General features: G+C 51.1%; 20 protein-coding genes. 15 read left to right on the top strand and 5 right to left on the bottom strand.

Annotation, left to right across the window (positions count from 1 at the left end):
* Positions 1–51 precede the first annotated feature (51 nt).
* The 3 genes from L1N85_RS02765 to L1N85_RS02755 are packed head-to-tail and all read left to right on the top strand — an operon-like array spanning position 52 to position 2,258.
* Positions 52–480: a hypothetical protein gene (locus tag L1N85_RS02765; RefSeq protein WP_235234651.1), complete on the top strand. Its 429-nt coding sequence runs from the start codon at positions 52–54 to the stop codon at positions 478–480.
* Positions 481–516: 36 nt separating this feature from the next.
* Positions 517–1,473, top strand: a complete 957-nt coding sequence (locus L1N85_RS02760; RefSeq protein WP_235234650.1) for a sugar kinase — start codon at positions 517–519, stop codon at positions 1,471–1,473.
* Positions 1,474–1,475: 2 nt separating this feature from the next.
* Positions 1,476–2,258, top strand: a complete 783-nt coding sequence (locus tag L1N85_RS02755; protein ID WP_235234649.1) for a DeoR/GlpR family DNA-binding transcription regulator — start codon at positions 1,476–1,478, stop codon at positions 2,256–2,258.
* A 61-nt stretch (positions 2,259–2,319) separates the two neighbouring features.
* On the opposite strand, the gene nagA is transcribed toward L1N85_RS02755, so the two are convergent.
* Entirely contained in the window at positions 2,320–3,516 is a 1,197-nt protein-coding gene (gene nagA / locus L1N85_RS02750) for an N-acetylglucosamine-6-phosphate deacetylase (protein ID WP_235234648.1), read from the bottom strand.
* Positions 3,516–4,241: a glucosamine-6-phosphate deaminase gene (gene nagB / locus L1N85_RS02745; protein ID WP_235234647.1), complete on the bottom strand. Its 726-nt coding sequence runs from the start codon at positions 4,239–4,241 to the stop codon at positions 3,516–3,518. The genes nagA and nagB overlap by 1 nt, the downstream gene beginning before the upstream one ends.
* A 258-nt stretch (positions 4,242–4,499) precedes the next feature.
* Here nagB and fni point away from each other — a divergent pair, with 258 nt between their 5' ends.
* The 5 genes from fni (at position 4,500) to L1N85_RS02720 (ending at position 10,640) form a co-directional block, all read left to right on the top strand.
* Positions 4,500–5,555 carry a type 2 isopentenyl-diphosphate Delta-isomerase gene (gene fni / locus L1N85_RS02740; protein ID WP_235234646.1) on the top strand — a complete coding sequence of 352 codons (1,056 nt, stop codon included), beginning with the start codon at positions 4,500–4,502 and terminating at the stop codon, positions 5,553–5,555.
* Between the two features lie 190 nt (positions 5,556–5,745).
* Complete coding sequence (locus L1N85_RS02735) at positions 5,746–6,492, top strand: class I SAM-dependent methyltransferase (RefSeq protein WP_235234645.1); 747 nt, start codon at positions 5,746–5,748, stop codon at positions 6,490–6,492.
* Positions 6,489–7,532, top strand: coding sequence for an MBL fold metallo-hydrolase (locus L1N85_RS02730; protein WP_235234644.1), 1,044 nt, complete (start codon positions 6,489–6,491; stop codon positions 7,530–7,532). The genes L1N85_RS02735 and L1N85_RS02730 overlap by 4 nt, the downstream gene beginning before the upstream one ends.
* A gap of 305 nt (positions 7,533–7,837) precedes the next feature.
* Positions 7,838–8,809 (top strand): class II fructose-bisphosphatase, encoded by a 972-nt coding sequence (gene glpX / locus L1N85_RS02725; protein ID WP_235234643.1) that lies wholly within the window; start codon positions 7,838–7,840, stop codon positions 8,807–8,809.
* A 112-nt stretch (positions 8,810–8,921) separates the two neighbouring features.
* Positions 8,922–10,640: a PAS domain S-box protein gene (locus L1N85_RS02720; RefSeq protein WP_235234642.1), complete on the top strand. Its 1,719-nt coding sequence runs from the start codon at positions 8,922–8,924 to the stop codon at positions 10,638–10,640.
* 86 nt (positions 10,641–10,726) lie between these two features.
* Here the strand turns inward: L1N85_RS02720 and L1N85_RS02715 are convergent, their stop codons facing one another.
* Both L1N85_RS02715 and L1N85_RS02710 read right to left on the bottom strand, forming a co-directional pair.
* On the bottom strand, positions 10,727–11,407 hold the full coding sequence (locus L1N85_RS02715; protein ID WP_235234641.1) for a TIGR00266 family protein: 681 nt from the start codon (positions 11,405–11,407) through the stop codon (positions 10,727–10,729).
* A 19-nt stretch (positions 11,408–11,426) separates the two neighbouring features.
* The gene (locus L1N85_RS02710) at positions 11,427–11,966 is read right to left on the bottom strand and encodes a phosphatidylglycerophosphatase A family protein (RefSeq protein ID WP_235234640.1); all 540 of its coding nucleotides are present in this window, start codon (positions 11,964–11,966) and stop codon (positions 11,427–11,429) included.
* Positions 11,967–12,097: 131 nt separating this feature from the next.
* Here L1N85_RS02710 and L1N85_RS02705 point away from each other — a divergent pair, with 131 nt between their 5' ends.
* The 3 genes from L1N85_RS02705 to rdgB all read left to right on the top strand — a co-directional run bounded on the left by L1N85_RS02705 (position 12,098) and on the right by rdgB (position 14,707).
* Positions 12,098–13,147: a GerMN domain-containing protein gene (locus L1N85_RS02705; protein ID WP_235234639.1), complete on the top strand. Its 1,050-nt coding sequence runs from the start codon at positions 12,098–12,100 to the stop codon at positions 13,145–13,147.
* A 154-nt stretch (positions 13,148–13,301) separates the two neighbouring features.
* Entirely contained in the window at positions 13,302–14,039 is a 738-nt protein-coding gene (rph, locus tag L1N85_RS02700; RefSeq protein WP_235234638.1) for a ribonuclease PH, read from the top strand.
* Between the two features lie 5 nt (positions 14,040–14,044).
* Complete coding sequence (gene rdgB, locus L1N85_RS02695) at positions 14,045–14,707, top strand: RdgB/HAM1 family non-canonical purine NTP pyrophosphatase (RefSeq protein ID WP_235234637.1); 663 nt, start codon at positions 14,045–14,047, stop codon at positions 14,705–14,707.
* 63 nt (positions 14,708–14,770) lie between these two features.
* Here rdgB and asnB read toward each other — a convergent pair whose 3' ends face one another.
* Positions 14,771–16,615 carry an asparagine synthase (glutamine-hydrolyzing) gene (gene asnB, locus L1N85_RS02690; RefSeq protein WP_235234636.1) on the bottom strand — a complete coding sequence of 615 codons (1,845 nt, stop codon included), beginning with the start codon at positions 16,613–16,615 and terminating at the stop codon, positions 14,771–14,773.
* Positions 16,616–16,757: 142 nt separating this feature from the next.
* On the opposite strand from asnB, the gene L1N85_RS02685 reads away from it, so the two are divergent.
* The 4 genes from L1N85_RS02685 to L1N85_RS27825 all read left to right on the top strand — a co-directional run.
* Positions 16,758–17,090, top strand: coding sequence for a hypothetical protein (locus L1N85_RS02685; RefSeq protein ID WP_235234635.1), 333 nt, complete (start codon positions 16,758–16,760; stop codon positions 17,088–17,090).
* A gap of 25 nt (positions 17,091–17,115) precedes the next feature.
* Positions 17,116–17,466, top strand: a complete 351-nt coding sequence (locus L1N85_RS02680; RefSeq protein WP_235234634.1) for a hypothetical protein — start codon at positions 17,116–17,118, stop codon at positions 17,464–17,466.
* Positions 17,467–17,698: 232 nt separating this feature from the next.
* Entirely contained in the window at positions 17,699–18,088 is a 390-nt protein-coding gene (locus tag L1N85_RS27830) for a hypothetical protein (RefSeq protein WP_407946309.1), read from the top strand.
* On the top strand, positions 18,084–18,306 hold a 223-nt coding region (locus L1N85_RS27825), incomplete at its 3' end, for a transposase (protein WP_407946310.1). The genes L1N85_RS27830 and L1N85_RS27825, both read left to right, overlap by 5 nt.

The raw sequence follows: 18,306 nt of genomic DNA, 5'->3' as shown, positions 1-18,306 counted from the left end.
TATAGAAAACATTGGATTTTTATACGCTCTATGAAAACAGGAGGAATTGAAATGTTTAATGTGATGTTGTTTTTGCATGTACTAGGTGCCGTGGGAATGGGGTTTTATGTCGTGCTTCCTTTCATGGTGGGAAGAGCTTCTAATCTTGCCGGCTTGGGTCAAGGGGGTTTAGCGGACGGATTGATTTCCGCGAACCGTATTGTGCAGTATTTTCTCATTGTGCAGCTTCTTACCGGAGGATACATGATTTCGCAGGCGGATTATACGGTAGCGTGGATGGTTATTGTCGTTTTGCTGTTTCTTGCCATCGGTGCGCTGGGCGGTATCATCACGAAGCCGCTAAAACGCGTTGTCTCTTCTATTGAAGAGGGAAAAAGCGCAACAGCCCATATTAATAAGGCCCGCGTGATGAGCTACATCATTCTGGCGCTTTACATTGTAACCATCTACACCATGAAATTTCCTATATTCGTAGATTAATTGGAATCATTTATAACGCTGTAGGGGGATTGCAACATGCATGAATCATCACCGCAAATTATAACGTTTGGCGAATCAATGGCTTTGTTTATGCCGGAAGAGCATAAAACCATCGAACGTGCCGCAACGCTCGAGCAAAGCTTTGGAGGAGCGGAAAGCAATGTCGCAATCGGTCTCGCGCGGCTGGGTTCCTCTGTAGGCTGGTTTGGCGGGCTTGGCGACGATCCGTTTGGCAAAATCATTCTAAAGACGCTCCGGGGCGAGGGGGTAGACATTTCCCGCGTTAAACTTCGGTCCGATGCGCCAACGGGGATGATGTTTCGCGAGCATGTAGCAGGCAAGCTGGCCGTACATTATTTCAGGAAGCATTCCGCGGCAAGCCGCATGAAGCCCGATGAACTGGATGAAGATTATATTCGCGGAGCTAAGCTGCTGCATGTAACCGGTATCACAGCGGCCCTAAGCGAGGATTGCCGCAAAACGTTGCGCCGTGCCGTCGACATTGCGAAGGAAGCGGGCGTGCTTGTCAGCTTCGATCCGAATTTGCGGCTTAAGCTGTGGTCGATCGAGGAAGCGCGTGAGACGCTGCTGCCGCTCGCTGCGGACGCGGATTATTTTCTCCCGGGTTGGGACGAGCTGAAGCTGCTGTATGACACTGACGACTATGATTATATCAAAGGAAAGCTGACGGAACTCAAGGCCGTGAGCATTATTAAAGGCAGAAACGACACGACCGTCGTATTGAACCAAGGCGAGGAAGAAAGCCTGCCATTCTATCCGGCCGAGCAGGTGGTCGATACGGTTGGAGCGGGAGACGGCTTCTGCGCGGGCTTCCTGGCTGGTATCATGAAGGGAATGACACCAATTGAAGCCGTACGTTTGGCTAGTGTCAACGGATCTCTGGTCGTCCAAATGCGCGGTGATTGGGAAGCGTTGCCGGAGTGGAATGTCGTGGAGCAGCGCTTATCCTCCAAAGCATGGGTGGAGCGTTAATAATGGCAGATGCGAACGGTTCCAAGGGGCAGCGCCGCCGCGAGGCCATGCTGCAGCTGTTAAAGCAGCAGGGGAGAATTACGATTACCGAAATGGTTGAACGGTTCGGTTGCTCCGAAGCGACGGCTCGCCGCGATCTTGAGCAGATGGAGGCGGAGTATCCCGTCATTCGGACGATCGGCGGAGCGATGTATGACGGCATGCATACCGTGCGCGATTTGCCTTTTGCCGAGAAGGAAGGGCTGTCGATCCTGGAGAAGGAGCGGATTGCCGAGCTTGCTGCCTCCCTTATAACGGAGGGGGATGTTATCGGCTTGTCCGGCGGTACGACGAATTTCCTAATCGCGAAGCAGTTAAAGGCGCGCAAAGGCATTACGGTGGTGACGAATGCGGTCAACATTGCAATGGAGCTGGCGGGAAGCCAAATTCAAGTGGTCGTAACCGGCGGCATTATGCGTCACAACAGCTTCGAGCTTTGCGGACCGCTCGGCGAAGGCCTGGTGAGTCATTTGCATATCGGTAAAATGTTTATCGGCGTCGACGGCATTTCGGCAGAAGGCGGCATTACGACGTATTCGGAGCAGGAAGCGCAAATTGCCAAAGCACTCATTAAACGCTCGCAAGCGGCGTACGCCGTATTCGATCATACGAAGACAGAACGGACATCGCTATTCACAACCGCATCTTTATCCGAGCTTTGCGGCGTCATTACGGATCTGCCGCTATCCGCGGAGCTTGCCGCTCAGGTGGAGAAGCATGGCATTTCCGTATACGTGACGGATTAATCGAAATTAAAACCGAAACAGGAAAAAGGCTGCCGACGAATGACGGCAGCCTTTTTCCTGTTTAATTGATCCTATTCTCGTAAACGGAGCGGCCCTGGACCCATGTCTGCTGAACTTCAAGCAATGCATCGACCAGCACGAGATCGGCTTGCTTGCCGATGGCGATAGAGCCGGTACGGTCACTGATGCCAAGCTGTCTGGCGGCATTGCCGCTAGCAAGGCGGCTGACGTCAGAAATCGTCAGATTCGTATGCTCCAGAAGGAACCGGATGGCGCTAATCATCGTCAAGCAGCTGCCGGCCAGCGCGTTTCCATCGCGAAGGCGTGCTTCCCCGGCCTTCACGACAACGGCTTGGCCGCCCAGCGAGAAGTCTCCGTCCGGCATGCCGGCAGCGGCCATCGCATCGGTTATGAGGATCATTTTATCAAGCGGCTTCGCTGCAACCAGCAGACGAATCGCCGCAGGATGAACATGCAAGCCGTCGGCAATGAGCTCCGCATAGATGCGGTCATCGGTCAGGACGGCGCCGAGCGTTCCCGGCTCGCGGTGATGAAGGCCGCGCATCGCATTGTACGTATGGACCGCTTGTGTAAGTCCCGCATCGGCAGCGGCTATGATTTCGTCGTATACGGCATCGGTATGGCCGCATGCCGTAACGATCCCCAGCTCGGCAAGCCAAGCGATGGTCTCGATGGCGCCCGATTTCTCAGGCGCAAGGGTGAGCTGGCGAATCAGACCGGGCCATTGCTTAATCCACTGCTTCAACCACTCCGTCTGTGGGTCCGTTATATGCGCCGGGTTTTGGGCGCCGGGCCATTTCTCGCTAATGAACGGTCCTTCCAAATGAACGCCGTAAAGAGCGGCATAAGGCATTTCTTCTCTTGCGCGATACGCTGCTGTCGCATGCAATGCAGCTTCAATGGCTTCCTTATCAGCTGTCATAGTTGTCGCCAGCATTCCGGTTGTGCCATGCGATGCGTGAAACCGGGTAATCGTATCGTAGCTGTCGCTGCAGGCATCCATAAAGTCGGCCCCAAAGCCGCCATGCACATGAACGTCGATAAAACCGGGCATCAGCCATCCGCCATGTCCATCAATCGTTACGCTGGCTTCCGTTGCTTCTAATTGTTCTGTGTGCTCACCGGTTATTATCCTCGTAATCCGTCCATTTTCTACAAAGACGCTGCCGATAGCAGTATGATCCTCCAGTACGATATTTACGTTATGAAAGAGCCAGCTAGTCGTGCGTACGTTCATTATTCGATCATCCTTCCCGCCTCGCGATCGAGCAGAACGATAACTCGCGCATGGGTTTGTAATAATGAAGCTGGAACGTTTGTCGTAATTGGACCCGTCAACGCTTCTTTTACGATACCCGCTTTGTCCGCTCCGCGAACGGCCATTAGGATGGTATTCGCTTTTAAAATGGAGCCTACCCCCATCGTGATCGCATAGCTTGGAACCTCGTTCATGGAAGCGAAAAAGCGGGCGTTCGCCTCGCGTGTTTCTGCCTTGAGCTGTACAGCATGCGTACCGCCGGATAAATTGACGTCGGGTTCATTGAATCCGATATGTCCGTTATGGCCCAGGCCAAGCAGTTGAATGTCAACGGGACGTGCCTCCAGCATTTCGTCATACCTGGCGCATTCGGCTTCGATATCCTCGGCCATGCCGTTCGGCAAATGAGTATTCTCGGCAAGTATGTCGATATGGGAGAAAAGATGCTTTTGCATATAATAAGCATAGCTTTGCTCATTTTCTTGCCGCAATCCGACGTATTCGTCAAGATTAAAGGTTGTTACCCCCGCAAAGCTTATTTTCTTTTCATTATACCGCTCTACTATTTTGTCATAAATACCTATAGGTGTCGATCCCGTCGCCAGTCCCAAGACCGCATCAGGCTTCTCGCCCGCGGTATTTACAAGCAGATCCGCCGCATAAGCATCCAGTTCCTTCTGTGTATCAAAAATGATGATCTCCATGATGTGCCTCCTCATACGATTCCTTGCTTTTATTTTAATTTAAGTTCGACGGATAAACAAGATTAAATGATTGTAAATTTCATATAAATGATTGAAAAAATCAAAACTAAAGAGAACAACTTCTTGGAGGTCTAGGCGTTAAGCCTGGAGCGTGAAACGAAAAATTATGCTATGCTTGTACGTAGTTGGAAAGCGAAATTTGAGCTGCGTTGCCGTAAGCGGCGTCAGCCGTTTACGCACGGGAGGAATTAAATTGACATGACAGCAGATCAACAAGCAGCTACAGCGAAGCGAAAAGGCGAGCATATTCGGATTTGCTTGCAGGAGCAAGTGAATAGCGTTGGTATTGAAACCGGATTGGAACGGTATCGATTTAAGCATAATGCGTTGCCCGAGCTTTCCTTCCACGAAGTTAGCCTGGAGACGGAATGGTTCGGCAAGAGGTTGGGAGCTCCTCTGCTCGTCAGCTCGATGACCGGAGGGACGGATGAAGCGGGGGCGATTAATCGTCGCTTAGCGGTTGCGGCCGAGGCGAGAGGCTGGGCAATTGGCCTAGGCTCGATGCGCGCTGCGATCGAGCAAGAGAAGCTGGCCGCTTCGTTCTCCGTGCGCAAGGATGCGCCAACCGTACCGGTTATTGCCAATATAGGAGCCGTGCAGCTTAATTATGGCTTTGGCGCGGATTCATGCCGCAGAGCGGTTGAGATCGCGGAGGCGGATGCGCTTGTCCTGCATTTGAACAGCATGCAGGAAATATTCCAGCCTGAGGGCGATACGGATTTTCGCGGGCTGCTATCCGCTATTAAGCAGATTTGCAGGTCGCTTGATTTACCGGTTGGCGTGAAGGAAGTAGGCTGGGGAATTGATGCCGATACGGCGGCAGCCCTGCATGAGGCGGGCGTGGCCTTCATCGATGCGGCAGGCGCGGGGGGAACCTCTTGGAGTCAGGTAGAGAAATTCCGTTCGAGTGATCCGCTGCGGCGGCATGCAGCCGAAGCGTTTGCCGATTGGGGCATACCGACGGCAGAGAGCGTCATTGAAATACGCGAACGGCTCCCCAATGCGAAGATAATTGCCAGCGGCGGTCTGCGCAGCGGCGTAGACGCGGCTAAAGCGATTGCGCTCGGAGCGGACTTGGCAGGCTATGGCCGGGTGCTTCTCCCCCAAGCGGCAAATGGGAACAGCCTAACTTCACAGGAGCTATTGCTCCAGCAATTCGAGCGGATCGAATTCGAATTGCGCACGGCTATGTTCGGCATCGGAGCAGGAACGATCACACAGCTGCGCCAAACGAAAAGACTGAATCGTATATAAGCGTTAGCGCCGCGGTAAACGGCTGGAATGTCCGCACCGATATCAGCCATTCCAGCCTTTTTTTTATATACCTAAATCCATAAATACGCCAATGCTTTTCTGTTTTGCGAGCATGGCGAAATTCAAGTAAAATAGAGTAATCATAACGATTTACATAGAGATTGCCTGTAAAAAGAAGGAGAATAAAAGAATGAAACCTTGGTACGAGCAGAGCTTTGGCACGGATTATATGCTTGTTTATAAACATCGAAATTGGGGAGAGGCGAACAAGGAAGTACAGCGGATGGTCGATTGGCTGCAGCTGCCGAACAATGCGAAGGTGCTGGACATTGGCTGCGGTATGGGAAGGCACGCGCTTGCATTAGCGAGCTTCGGATATGATGTAACGGGTATCGATTTATCCGCTATTTTGCTGGAGGAAGCGCGATGCCATGATAAGAACGGTACGGTGAAATGGATAGAAGGGGATATGCGCGAGCTGCCTTTTGAGACCGGGAGCTTCGACGCGACGGTAAACTTATTCACCTCCTTTGGTTACTTTTCATTGGAAGAGGATAATGTCAACGTACTGCGGAATATTCGGAAAACGCTGCGCCCAGGCGGCTCCTTCCTTATCGATTTTCTGAATCCGGTCTATGTCGAGGAGCATCTTATTCCTCGTTCCGAGCGAACGGACGTGGACACCGGTTATTTAATTGAAGAGGTTCGTTCCGTAACGGATGGCTGGGTTCAGAAGGAAATTACGATATCGGATCCGGGAACGCTAGCGAAGCCAAGACAATATCTGGAAAGAGTACGGCTGCTTCGGCTTGACTGGTTCGAACGGAACTTGGCGGATTGCGGCCTTGTCCTGGAACAGCTTTACGGTAATTACGACGGCTCCGATTATGATGAAGCCGTATCGCCTCGCATGATTATGGCAGGAAAGGCGAAATGACCATGCTGGATAAGCAGGAAGGAAAGAGCTTGCATGCTCCAGAAGGGAAAATAACGGCGCCAACGGTCATATGGCCGGAGGGCTGGATACAGGTTAAGGTGCCCGTACCGTTCTCGCTCAAATGGGTGAATAGCTATCTTATTCCGGAAGAGGCCGGATATACGCTTATCGATCCGGGTTTACGGACGGATGAGGCAATAGAAGTATGGAATGAAGCGCTTATTAAGCATAACCTGCAGTGGACAGACATGACCCGCATTCTTTTGACCCATCAGCATCCCGACCATTACGGACTTGCCGGATACGTGCAGGAAAGGAGCGGCGCGCCCGTATTTATGACTCGCGGGGCGCATGCCTATGCTGTCAGGCTATGGGGAGAGGGGAGTGACTTCTCGACGGTGCTGCAATCACTTTATGAGGAGCATGGCATGCCGGGCGAGCTGAGAGAGGCTATTGGGGAAAATCTTGAAACGTTTGTGGATATGGTATCGCCGCAGCCAGAGGTAACCTATTTCGATGCTGGCAGCCATATCGAAATAGGCGGGCTAAGCTGGCTCTTAATCGATGCGCCAGGTCACGCCAAGGGACAGCTCTGCTTCTATCAGAAGGAACGGAAATGGATGGTATGCGGCGATCAGGTGCTGCCGCATATTACGCCGAATGTTAGCGTCGTACCCGGCGAAGATGGCGATCCTCTGAAGGCTTTTCTGGATAGCTTGCAAGAGTTGGGGCTATTCGAGGTAAAGCTCGCCTTTCCCGGGCATCGTGATCCCTTCACCGATTTTGAAGGCAGGATTACGGAGCTGCAGCAGCATCATATGCGCAGGCTGGACCGGATGGCGGCGATGCTCGCTGAAGAGCCCCGCACCGCCTATGGCATGTGCGAGGTTCTATTCGGCAGCCGGCTGAACGGAAACGCCCATCAATTACGATTCGCGATGTCGGAGACGCTCGCGCATTTGGTTTATTTGGAGCGCAGGGGACGAATTACATCAGAGATTAGCGAAGGAGTACGTCGGTTTGCCGCGGTCACGCTTTAACGGTCGCGGAACATGTGCGAGTTGTGCTAGTGAGAAACGGTGCTGAAGCCAAGTCGCAGCAGCTTCAAGTCAAGCAGGGCTATCTTGTACAGGCTAACGCCTGTATGGATAGCCTTTTGTTGTTCTAATTGAAACAATCATTTTACTTGAAGAAGAAAATCACTTAAAAATGATGATTGAATGAAGATTGTAAAATATATATTGCGACATATATAAATATATGATACATATTTAATAACGGAAATAGCTTCAACATGTATACTATTCATCGATTCCGTCATTAGAGATCAGAGGGAGACAAGACAATGGAGAGAGAATTGGCATTGGAGCTCGTAAGGGTTACGGAATTGGCGGCACTGGCATCCGCACCTTGGATGGGGAGAGGCGATAAGAATAGCGCAGATGGTGCGGCAACTTCGGCTATGCGGGCGATGTTCGATTCGGTATCGATTCGCGGCGTTGTCGTAATCGGTGAGGGAGAAATGGATGAAGCGCCGATGCTTTATATCGGTGAGGAAGTAGGGAGTCTGAACGGTCCCGAGGTTGATGTTGCGGTAGACCCTCTCGAGGGAACCGAGATCGTGGCGAAAGGCTTGAATAATGCCATGTCGGTCATAGCCGTTGCCGGTAAAGGGCAGCTGCTGCATGCACCGGATATGTATATGGAGAAGCTCGCGTTCGGCCCCGCTCTCGTAGGGAAATTAAGTATTACCGATCCCATGGATGTAACGCTCCGCAAAGCGGCGGAGGCATTAAATAAGAAGGTGTCGGATTTAACGGTCATGATTCTCGATCGCACTCGCCATGAGTCGATTGTAAAGGTGCTCCGTAAAGTCGGCGTTAGGATCAAGTTTTTGTCGGACGGTGATGTAGCCGGCGCGATGGCGCCTGCATTTCCGGAGGCGGGCATCGATTTATATGTTGGTTCGGGAGGTGCGCCGGAGGGCGTTTTGGCAGCAGCGGCTTTAAAATGCTTAGGCGGAGAATTACAGGCGCGATTAATGCCGGCGGACGGCAATGAGTATAATCGTTGTGTACAGATGGGAATCGAAGATCCGTACCGGGTGCTGACGATGGAAGATATGATTGGAACCGGAGACGTCTATTTTGCGGCAACCGGCATTACGCCAGGCGAATTTCTCGGCGGCGTACAATATTTCTCTGATCAACGTGCGGAAACACATTCCATAGTCATGAGAGCGAAGACGAGAACGATTCGGTTCGTTCGTTCCCTGCACTATTTGCCGAATAAGCCGTTATTGAATAGTAATATATAAACGTCCTTCTTTCCAAATTAAATGATTGTAAAACGTTGTTGCCCAACCTTTGTATTATTTGATACGATGTTTGTAACAACATACATCATGAGATAGATTGGAAGGAAACGGCATGGATCATTATAAAAATTTATTTGAGCTTTCGTTTGATATGATGATTATCCTCGACCGTGACGGTAATGTGATTGATTGCAACAGCAGAATGAAGGAAATGCTCGGCTTATCTAATCCTTATTTTAGGCTGGAAGACTTCTCCGCTAACGTTCATCCCGAAGATTTGGAGTTTGCCGCAGCAATGTCTGAATATGTTTTGGACGGAGCGCAAGCTACTGACGTTAAATTTCGGCTTCTCCACGCGAACGGATCTTACATATGGATTCAGTGGAACGCATCTATGAGCAAGGATGCGGAATTCTTTTATTTCATAGGGCGAGATATTACCGCTCAGCAGGAATATGAAGCAAATTTGGTGAAGCAAGAGACTTGGTACCGAAGCTGCCTTGACAATTTGATCGATTGCTTTGGTTATTATTCGGCCATTCGCGATGATGAGGGTCATATCATCGATTTCCGTGTTGAATACGTAAACGAAGCCTCATGCAGAACGAACAACTACACGAAGGAGCAGGTGATCGGGCGGACGCTCTCGGAATTGTTTCCTGCATCCGTGGAAGAGTTATTTCAGATTTTTCGTCATGTGACCGAGACGGGAGAGACCGTCCATAAACGCTCATTCGCTTATAGTGATGTATCGATGGAAGGCATATATGATATTTTATACTACAAAATGGGCGACGGTTTCGCGAACTGCTGGCATAACGTGACGGAGCAAATGAGAGCCCAGGAGCATTTGCTGGAATCCAATATGAAGTTCGCAAGCGCCTTTTATACGAATGCGACGATGAATTTTATCGTCGATATGCAAGACGGAAACATAACGGAAGCGAACGAGAAGTTTCTGAAGACGGTTAGCGAGGAGCAGCAGGCTAGGCTAGGGCTTGACATCCTGAAAGCAACTTGTATGAAGAAAGTCCTTAAGAATCACGAAATGAGCTTTAATAAGGCAACAGGGGAGATTGGCAGCGGCATGTTTTCCGGGGAGCCGTTCCGGATGAACGAGAAGGAGTATTTCATTGTCTTTGCAACCGACGTGACCGACCTGCGCAAGGCGGAGAAGAATCTTGTTTTATTTGATAAATTTAATTTGCTGAGCTCGATGGCGGCAAGCATTGCCCATGAGGTTCGCAACCCGATGACGACGATTAAGGGCTTTCTGCAGTTGATGGGCAAAAACTCCGCTTTCCAGGCTCGCGAAGAGATAATAACTTTAATGGTAAGCGAGCTGGATCGTGCGAATGGAATCATCTCCGAATATTTATCGCTGGCGAATACCAGATTTGTAAGCAAGGAGTATTTGCAGCTCAATCAAATCATTGAACAGCTGCTTCCTCTGCTCGAAGCTGACGCAGCCATTAACGGCATCGATGTAGTAATCGATTTACAGGCGGATAAGTCTATATTCGTTGACCAGAAGGAGATTCGTCAGCTGCTATTGAACTTAACCCGCAATGCGATACAAGCGATGAACAAAGGCGGTATACTTACGATTCGGACCCGCAAGATCAACGGCTTCGTTAACCTTGAGGTGATCGATCAAGGACATGGCATCCCTAATGAGGCGCATGATTCGATCTTTACGCCCTTCTACTCGACGAAGGAATCCGGAACTGGGCTTGGTCTGGCTGTTTGCAGAAGTATCGCTGATCATCATGGTGCAACGATTCATTTCGAATCGGATGAGACCGGAACAACATTTCGGGTTGAGTTTTAGTTCAGGATGATAAAAAAGAGGGGCTGCTTTCATGGTCAATGACCAAGAAGCGCAGCTCCTTTTGTTATTTACGATGCTTCTCCTATTTATTTACTGCCCGGTATGAATTTCTTCAACCAGCTTCCAAAGCTGGCAGGGTTTCTTGTTTGAATAAGCACGACGCCTTCGCCGCGGAACTTACAGACTAAGCCTTCGCCGCTGGTAAAGCTCGAGAGCCAGCCCTTGGAAGCCTTATCGATGCTGTAATTCATATACCCCGGCCATGCGACCAAGTGCCCGTTGTCGATGGTAACCTCTTCGCCGGCACTTAGATTAATGGCATGGATCGCCCCGTAGGAGGAGAGAAACACCGTGCCTCTTCCGCTGATCTCAACGATAAAGAAGCCTTCGCCGGAAAGGAGCCCTCTGCTCAGGTTTTGCATTTTGGTATTAACCTCTATGCCGCTCGTTCCCGCTAAAAATCCGTCTTTTTGAACAAATAGCTTATATGAGCCGTCGAGCTCGATTGCCTCGATATCACCCAGGGAGGGGGGAGCAAGGAGTACCTCTCCTTGCCCCCGTACAGCGGTCATCTCTTGAAAAAAGAAGGTTTCCCCGCTGAGCATTCTCCCAAGCCCGCGCATAATGCCGCCATCGACCGTTCCTTTGAGATCGATGCTGGGCGACATGGAGACCATGGCGCCCATCTCGGCCTTTACGTTCTCGCCGGGATTCAGCTTGACTTTCAGCATGGCGAAAGCGCCTTTATATAAAATTTCGTAATTCACGGTTAATCCTCCTGTTCGCTTAATCGAGCGGCGGCTGCGTCACGCCCTCACGCTCTGCTTGCCTGCGGTGGGCAATCCGGCTTGCGGCCGATGCAGCGATTGCGCCGACGATATCATCGAGAAACGTATGGATTTCTCCATCCGTCTTACTATTCAGCCTGACCAGTATGCCCGGCTTCAGCTTATCGACATAACCGAAATTCGTAAAGCCGATGCTTCCGTAAACGTTAACGATCGAAAGCGCCAAAATTTCGTCGCACCCGTAAAGGCTCTCGTCATGCTTAATCATATCCTGCAGGGGAGGCATCAGCTTGCCCTCCTCGGCAAGAATGTCGAGCTGAATGCCTGTCAGTACCGCATTTTGAACCTCGCGCTTCGATAAAACGGCATCAACATGCACAATACAATCCTCGGGAGTCAGGTCTGGGAAATAGTCCTTCTGCAAAAAATGAACGAGCTCGGCGATCGCCAGCTTCGTTACGCCGCGCTTGATGAGCCATTCGTCCGTCGCTTCAGCTACTTTTCGGCTGTTAAGGCTGTAAATTTCAGGATTGGACATGTTTTTGTACCCCCTAATGATTTTATGGACAAAACTGGTCTAAAACAGTGAAGAGCTCGTATACATAGTACTACAAATAGTGAGTTGTACAAAGCCGCCAGGCAAAACTTGATTAGGGAGGAAAGAACAATATGGTTCAAAAGAGATGGATTAGGGGTGCAGTGCTTACCGGTGTTTTGGCGCTGCCCATTCTAACGGCAGGCTGTGGGCTGTTCTCGCAGGAGACAAGCAGGTCGATTGATCCGCCGCAGGTGGAGATTAAGGACGGAGCAGAGGGCGCTGAAACCGGACAGGCCGGCGTCCAAGGACAAGAAACGCTGACGGTATACCTCGAGGACCGCAACGGTTATTTGGCGCCTATTTCTATTCCGACAACGCTTGGCACGAATGAGGCTGCGGCACAGAAGGCGCTTGAAATGATGGTCGAGAACGGTACGTATGCGAATCAGCTGCCGGAGGATTTCCGCGCCGTCCTTCCACAGGGCACGCAAATTAATTCTTACACATACGACAAGGAGCAGAAGCTTGCTAAGGTCGATTTCTCTGAGCCCTTCACTAACTATAATCCTCAGGATGAGCGTACGATCGTAGAAGCGATCACCTGGACCTTGACGGCAATGACAGGCATCGAACAGGTTGAAATTTGGCATGAGGGCGCCAAGCTGCAGGAAATGCCGATGGACAGCTTCCCGCTAGACGAGCCGCTCACAAGGACGATAGGCATTAATATCGAAGCGGCAGACGGCATCAGCTATTCGCAGTCTACGCCTGTTACGCTGTATTTCTCGGCACAAACGTTAAATGACGAGCAGTATTACGTCCCTGTCACACGCCTTGTAGCCCGCTCTGATAACCCTGCCGAGGCTGCGCTGCAGCAATTAATTTCGGGTCCGCTTAACCGAAAAGAGCTGACCAGCGTCATTTTACCGGATGTCGTGGTGAAAAATATCGTTCATGAGGGCGACGTCGTCACGGTTGATCTCGAGGATGAGTTTTACGAGGAAGGACAGAAGCTGCCGGCAGAAATGCTTCAAGCGCTCGTCTTGTCCGTCACGGAAAATTCAGACGCAACGACGGTTCAAATCAAGCTTAACGGTCAGACAAACGTCGTTGACGATGACGATAAATCTTACACGGAGCCTGTAGGCAGACCTCATCACGTTAACGCGATCAAATCGTAATCATGTAAGTAAATTGCCGTTATGAAGGGAGACACTCGTCTCCTTTTTTTCGTTTTCCTCAGCATCGAGTGCAATTCGTATGCTATTTTGATAAAATAGGGAAGATTATGGACATACCGTACATAATATCGAGAAGCTCAGGAGGAATTTAGGCATGAGAAATGACGGTCGGCAAACGAACCAGCTTCGGCCGGTAACCATAACGACAGGCGTGAATAAATACGCGGAGGGTTCGGTCCTCATTGAGGTTGGCGATACGAAGGTGCTTTGTACCGCGAGCGTAGAGGAGCGGGTACCCCCGTTCATGAAGGGACAAGGCAAGGGCTGGATTACAGCCGAGTATGCGATGCTTCCGCGCGCAACGCATTCGCGGAATATCCGCGAAGCGGCAAAGGGCAAGCTGACGGGAAGGACGATGGAGATTCAGCGGCTCATCGGACGCGCGCTGCGCTCCGTCGTGAACCTGCAAGCGCTCGGCGAGCGGACGATTACGCTGGACTGCGACGTCATTCAAGCGGATGGCGGCACGCGCACGACTTCCATAACGGGGGCGTTTATTGCCTTAACTCTAGCTATCCAAAAAATTTCTGAAAAAACGCAGTTTGCTAAATTTCCGATTACAGATTTTCTAGCCTCGGTAAGCGTTGGCGTCATTGTTGAAAAGGCGATGCTCGATCTGAATTACGACGAGGATTCGAAGGCGAAGGTCGATATGAACGTCGTCATGACAGGCAACGGCAAATTCGTTGAGGTGCAAGGAACGGGCGAGGATGCTCCATTCTCGCGCGAAGAGCTGAATCAATTGCTGGCGCTTGGAGAAGAGGGGATTACGGAGCTGATCGGCAAGCAGCGCGATGTGCTCGGGCCGATAGCGAATCGGATCGGAGTGTAGCCTTCATGACGGAGCATGGTATTTTATCGAGTGAGGTTATCGTCGTTGCAACTAAAAATGCCGGCAAGGTAAAGGAATTCGAGCACGCTCTCCGGAAGCTGGGCAAAAAGACGGCTAGCCTGCTCGATTATCCGCAAATTCCGGACATTATAGAAGACGGAGATACTTTCGCGGCAAATGCGCGTTTAAAAGCGAAGACGGCGGGCGAAGCGCTTGGCGTGCCGGTGCTGGCGGATGATTCCGGCCTGCGGGTCGAAGCGCTGAACGGCGAGCCGGGCGTATACTCCGCCCGCTATGCGGGCGAAGGAGCAGCGGACAGCGATAATAACGCAAAGCTGCTCCGGCAGCTTGATCTGCAGCTCGCGAATAATGAGAAAGCGGAGATTAAGCTGCTTCCTGACGGCTCGCGCCTGCTAAGCAAAGCGCAGTTCGTATGCGCGTTGGCCCTGTACGACCCGGCAACTGGCGATTTCGTTGAAGCCGAGGGTACCGTGGAGGGCATGATTACGGATAAGCCTCATGGTTCCGGCGGCTTTGGTTATGATCCTCTTTTTTGGCTTCCAAGCTTGAATCGCGGCATGGCCGAGCTCACGAAGGAGGAGAAGCAGCGAATCAGCCATCGCGGCGATGCGCTTAGACAACTGCTTCCGCTTCTGGAGCAAGCGTAAAAACACCCCCGTGCGGTATCTGTCCTGCAGAACAGGACTTGATGCATACGGGGGTGTTTTTTGTTATCCGATCACAACTTTATATTGTTTCAGCCAAAGGTTGACCTGGTACAAATAGGCGAATAGCTGAGGGCCCGACATGAGCTGGCCGAACCAAGGAATATTCGATTTTGCGGAATCGGACTCGGCGAGCTCTCTGACCTTATTCACATTGATGAGCGGGAGGAGCGGGGAGCCGGGATCGTTCAGCACATCGAGCAGCAGAGCTTTGACGGCCGCTAAATAGTTAGGGTTATGCGTTTTGGGATAAGGGCTTTTTTTGCGGGTCAAGACGTCGTCCGGCAATACTCCGCGCAGAGCTTTGCGCAAGATGCCTTTCTCCCGATCGCCTGAGGTCTTGATCTCCCAAGGGATGTTCCATACGTATTCCACCAGCCGATGATCGCAAAATGGCACGCGAACTTCCAGGCCGGCTGCCATGCTCATCCGATCCTTGCGGTCAAGCAGCGTTGGCATGAAGCGCGTAATGTTCAAGTACGACATCTGACGCATCTTTCTAAGCTGCCCGCTCTCGCCTGCCAGGTGAGGAACCTCTGCGATGGCCTGCGCGTAACGGTCGCCGATATAATCCAGCGGCTTGATCCAAGCGGCTACGTCGGGAGCGAGCAGGTCGGAGCGCATGGCCGAGGCCAGCGACCATGGGAAGGTATCGGCATTAAGCGCTTCTTCGCGGTGGAACCACGGGTATCCGCCGAAAATTTCATCGGCCGCTTCCCCGGATATAGCGACGGTAGCATCTTTTTTGATTTCATGACAGAAGAGCAGCAGCGAGGCATCGACATCGGCCATACCCGGAAGGTCGCGGGCGAAGGTAGCTGCGTTCAGCGCGCCTGCAAGCTCCGGCGTATCGAATTGAATCGAATGGTGGATGGTCTTCAGATGGGAGGTCATTCGCTGAATCCATGGCGCATCGCTGTTAGGTTGAAAGGCATGTGCCTGGAAGTGCTTATCGTTATCCGTATAATCGACCGAATACGTATGCACCTTGCCTTGGCCGTTCTGGTTGTAATAGTTTACGGCAAGCGTCGTAAGGGCACTGGAATCCAGGCCGCCCGACAGCAGCGTACATACGGGAACGTCCGAAACGAGCTGTCGTTCCACAGTGTCCTTCAAAAGTGCTTTGACATGCTCCGCCGTTGCTTCCGTATCTTGCTCATGCGGGCTGCTTTCCAACTGCCAGTACGTGACGGTCTTAACGCCTGCCCGGTTGACCGTCATGCATCTGCCTGGCCGCAGCTCGCTTATTTGTTTATACACGCCATGACCGGGCGTCCGTGCAGGCCCCAGGATGAATATTTCCGCTAATCCCTCTGCCCCGACCTCGGGTTTCACTGCAGGATGCGCCAATATGCACTTCTGCTCCGATCCAAAAATAAAAAGGCCGTCCTGCATGCTATAGAACAGAGGTTTGACGCCCAGCCTGTCGCGGGCAAGAAACAGCTCCTGCTCGGCGAAGTCCCAAATGGCGAATGCGAATATGCCGTTAAAGCGCTCGACGCAAGCTTTTCCCCACTCCATAAAAGCGACTAGCAGCACTTCCGTATCGCAATTCGTAGTGAACGATCTTCCCCTGCTTTCCAATTCCTTGCGAAGCTCGAGCGCGTTATATAATTCTCCGTTGTAGACAATGACATATTTATCATCGCCCATATGACGAATCATCGGCTGTGCCCCGTTCTCGGGGTCGATAACAGACAAACGCCGATGTCCTAAAGCGCAATGCGCCGATATCCACGTGCCGGAAGCGTCGGGACCCCGCGGTGCAAGAGTGTCGGTCATCTTCTCTAAGCTTTCGCTTTGCTTAGTCAGATCAAGGTTCCAGTCGATCCAGCCGGTAATTCCACACATCGATCTCATTCCTCTCTTTTGCTGGTCTCAAAATAGCGATAATATCAGTTATATGCTGAAAAAAGGGATAAAATGTCTGTCCGAAGGGGGATGCTAGAACTGGTCATAAAAGTCAGGTTAGCAGGAAAGGGGCAATCGATCCATGATTGAGAATGAGGCTGACGGCAGAGGGCGGAAGACCTATTACGTTTCCGTTCAGTCCGGGCAAATTTTAGAGGATCAACAGGCGGCAGCGTACGAGCTTGAAGTTGCATTAAATGAAGAGGAGCATATCAAGCTTCGGGAGCTGTTCGACGAGCTTGCCAGCATGGATGAGGCACAAACCTTTCATTTTGCCCATAGTCCTTACGGCTCAGCAGGCGATAGCGAAATGAATGCCGGCTACGACGAGCTGATTGTGCAGATCTACAAGAAGCTGTATGAGCACGGCAGCGATACGACGAAACGTCATATCGAATCGATGCAGCTGTTATAAAGAAATGAAAAGGAGGTTGTTGACGTTGCAGGTAGTAGAGGCTCATGTAAGACGTGCTGTCCGGTGGGGCGGAATTCCTTGCGGTGAGGTAGAGGTGACGACTGATGAAGCCGGCGCGCCCGTTGTTCTCGCCTTCTTCTCCTTATCCAAGGATAATGATTTCGATTTGCAGGCCATCGTTCGCAATGATGCGGATACAGAGACGGATTGGTTCGATAACAATATGCACCAAGCCTTTCAGGATATGACGGTAGACGTCTTCCAAAACGTCAATATGAAGACGGATTGGGGCGCACGGGAGTCATTTAAGGAGCAGGTGCTCTCGAGCGGTAAAGTACGCGAGGAGCTGAAGAGGCTGCTGGAAAAGGCGGATTAAACCGAAGAAAGACTGCTTCGCCGGGTCGTTGACCGGGGTGAGCAGTCTTTTTATTATTAAAAGTCGATTCTATCAATTTTCGCTGAGAGGACTCCCACTTCTGCAAGTGGCGAGGTGAATTGGCGACCTCCTGAATACACCCACAAAAAGGTCTTTCCTTCCATATTTATAGCGGTCATGTCAGATTCAAAGTCCACGTACAGGACCCATCAAGTGTGGATCAAAACAACAAGTGATACAAACATTGGAAGCGCATATTGATGCGATGAATGAACGGCTAAGCGAGAAGAATCGTTCCCGTCCGTTCATGCTGCCTTCGCAGGAGAAGCCATTTGTGTATTACAATTTCTTGGACGCTTTATTCAAAGTGATGGAGCAAACCGATTATCGCGCACTTCCTGCGCAGAGCAGTCAAGGAATTATGAAGGTTGTGTTCCAAAACTGGACAGCCTTCTTCGCCAGTATGAAGGACTACCGCAAGCATCCTGAGAAGTACACCGGAAAGCCTAATATTCCGAGATATGCACGGAGCAAGGTGAAAGAAGTTGTGTTCTCCAATCCGGATTGCGTGATCAAAGGACGGAAATTTCTCAAGCTCGAAAGAAAACGCGCTCGCGATTGATCTTGGCGTTGACAATCTTGCAACCATCGTCACGACTATCGGTTCGAAACCGATGATCGTAAAGGGCAAGATAGTTAAAGCGATCAATCAGTATTACAACAAGATGAAGGCTCATTATATCGGCATTCTTCGTCAAGGTAAGGAACCGCGCGAAGGTGCACATACGTCCAGACGATTGGAGCGTTTGCATCTGAAGCGTCATCGCCGAATCAAAGACG

The organism is Paenibacillus alkaliterrae, assembly GCF_021532375.1.
Classification (GTDB): Bacteria; Bacillota; Bacilli; order Paenibacillales; family Paenibacillaceae; genus Pristimantibacillus; species Pristimantibacillus alkaliterrae.
The sequence above is the reverse complement of the archived record's forward strand: the minus strand, read 5'-3'. Positions and strand labels throughout refer to the sequence as shown.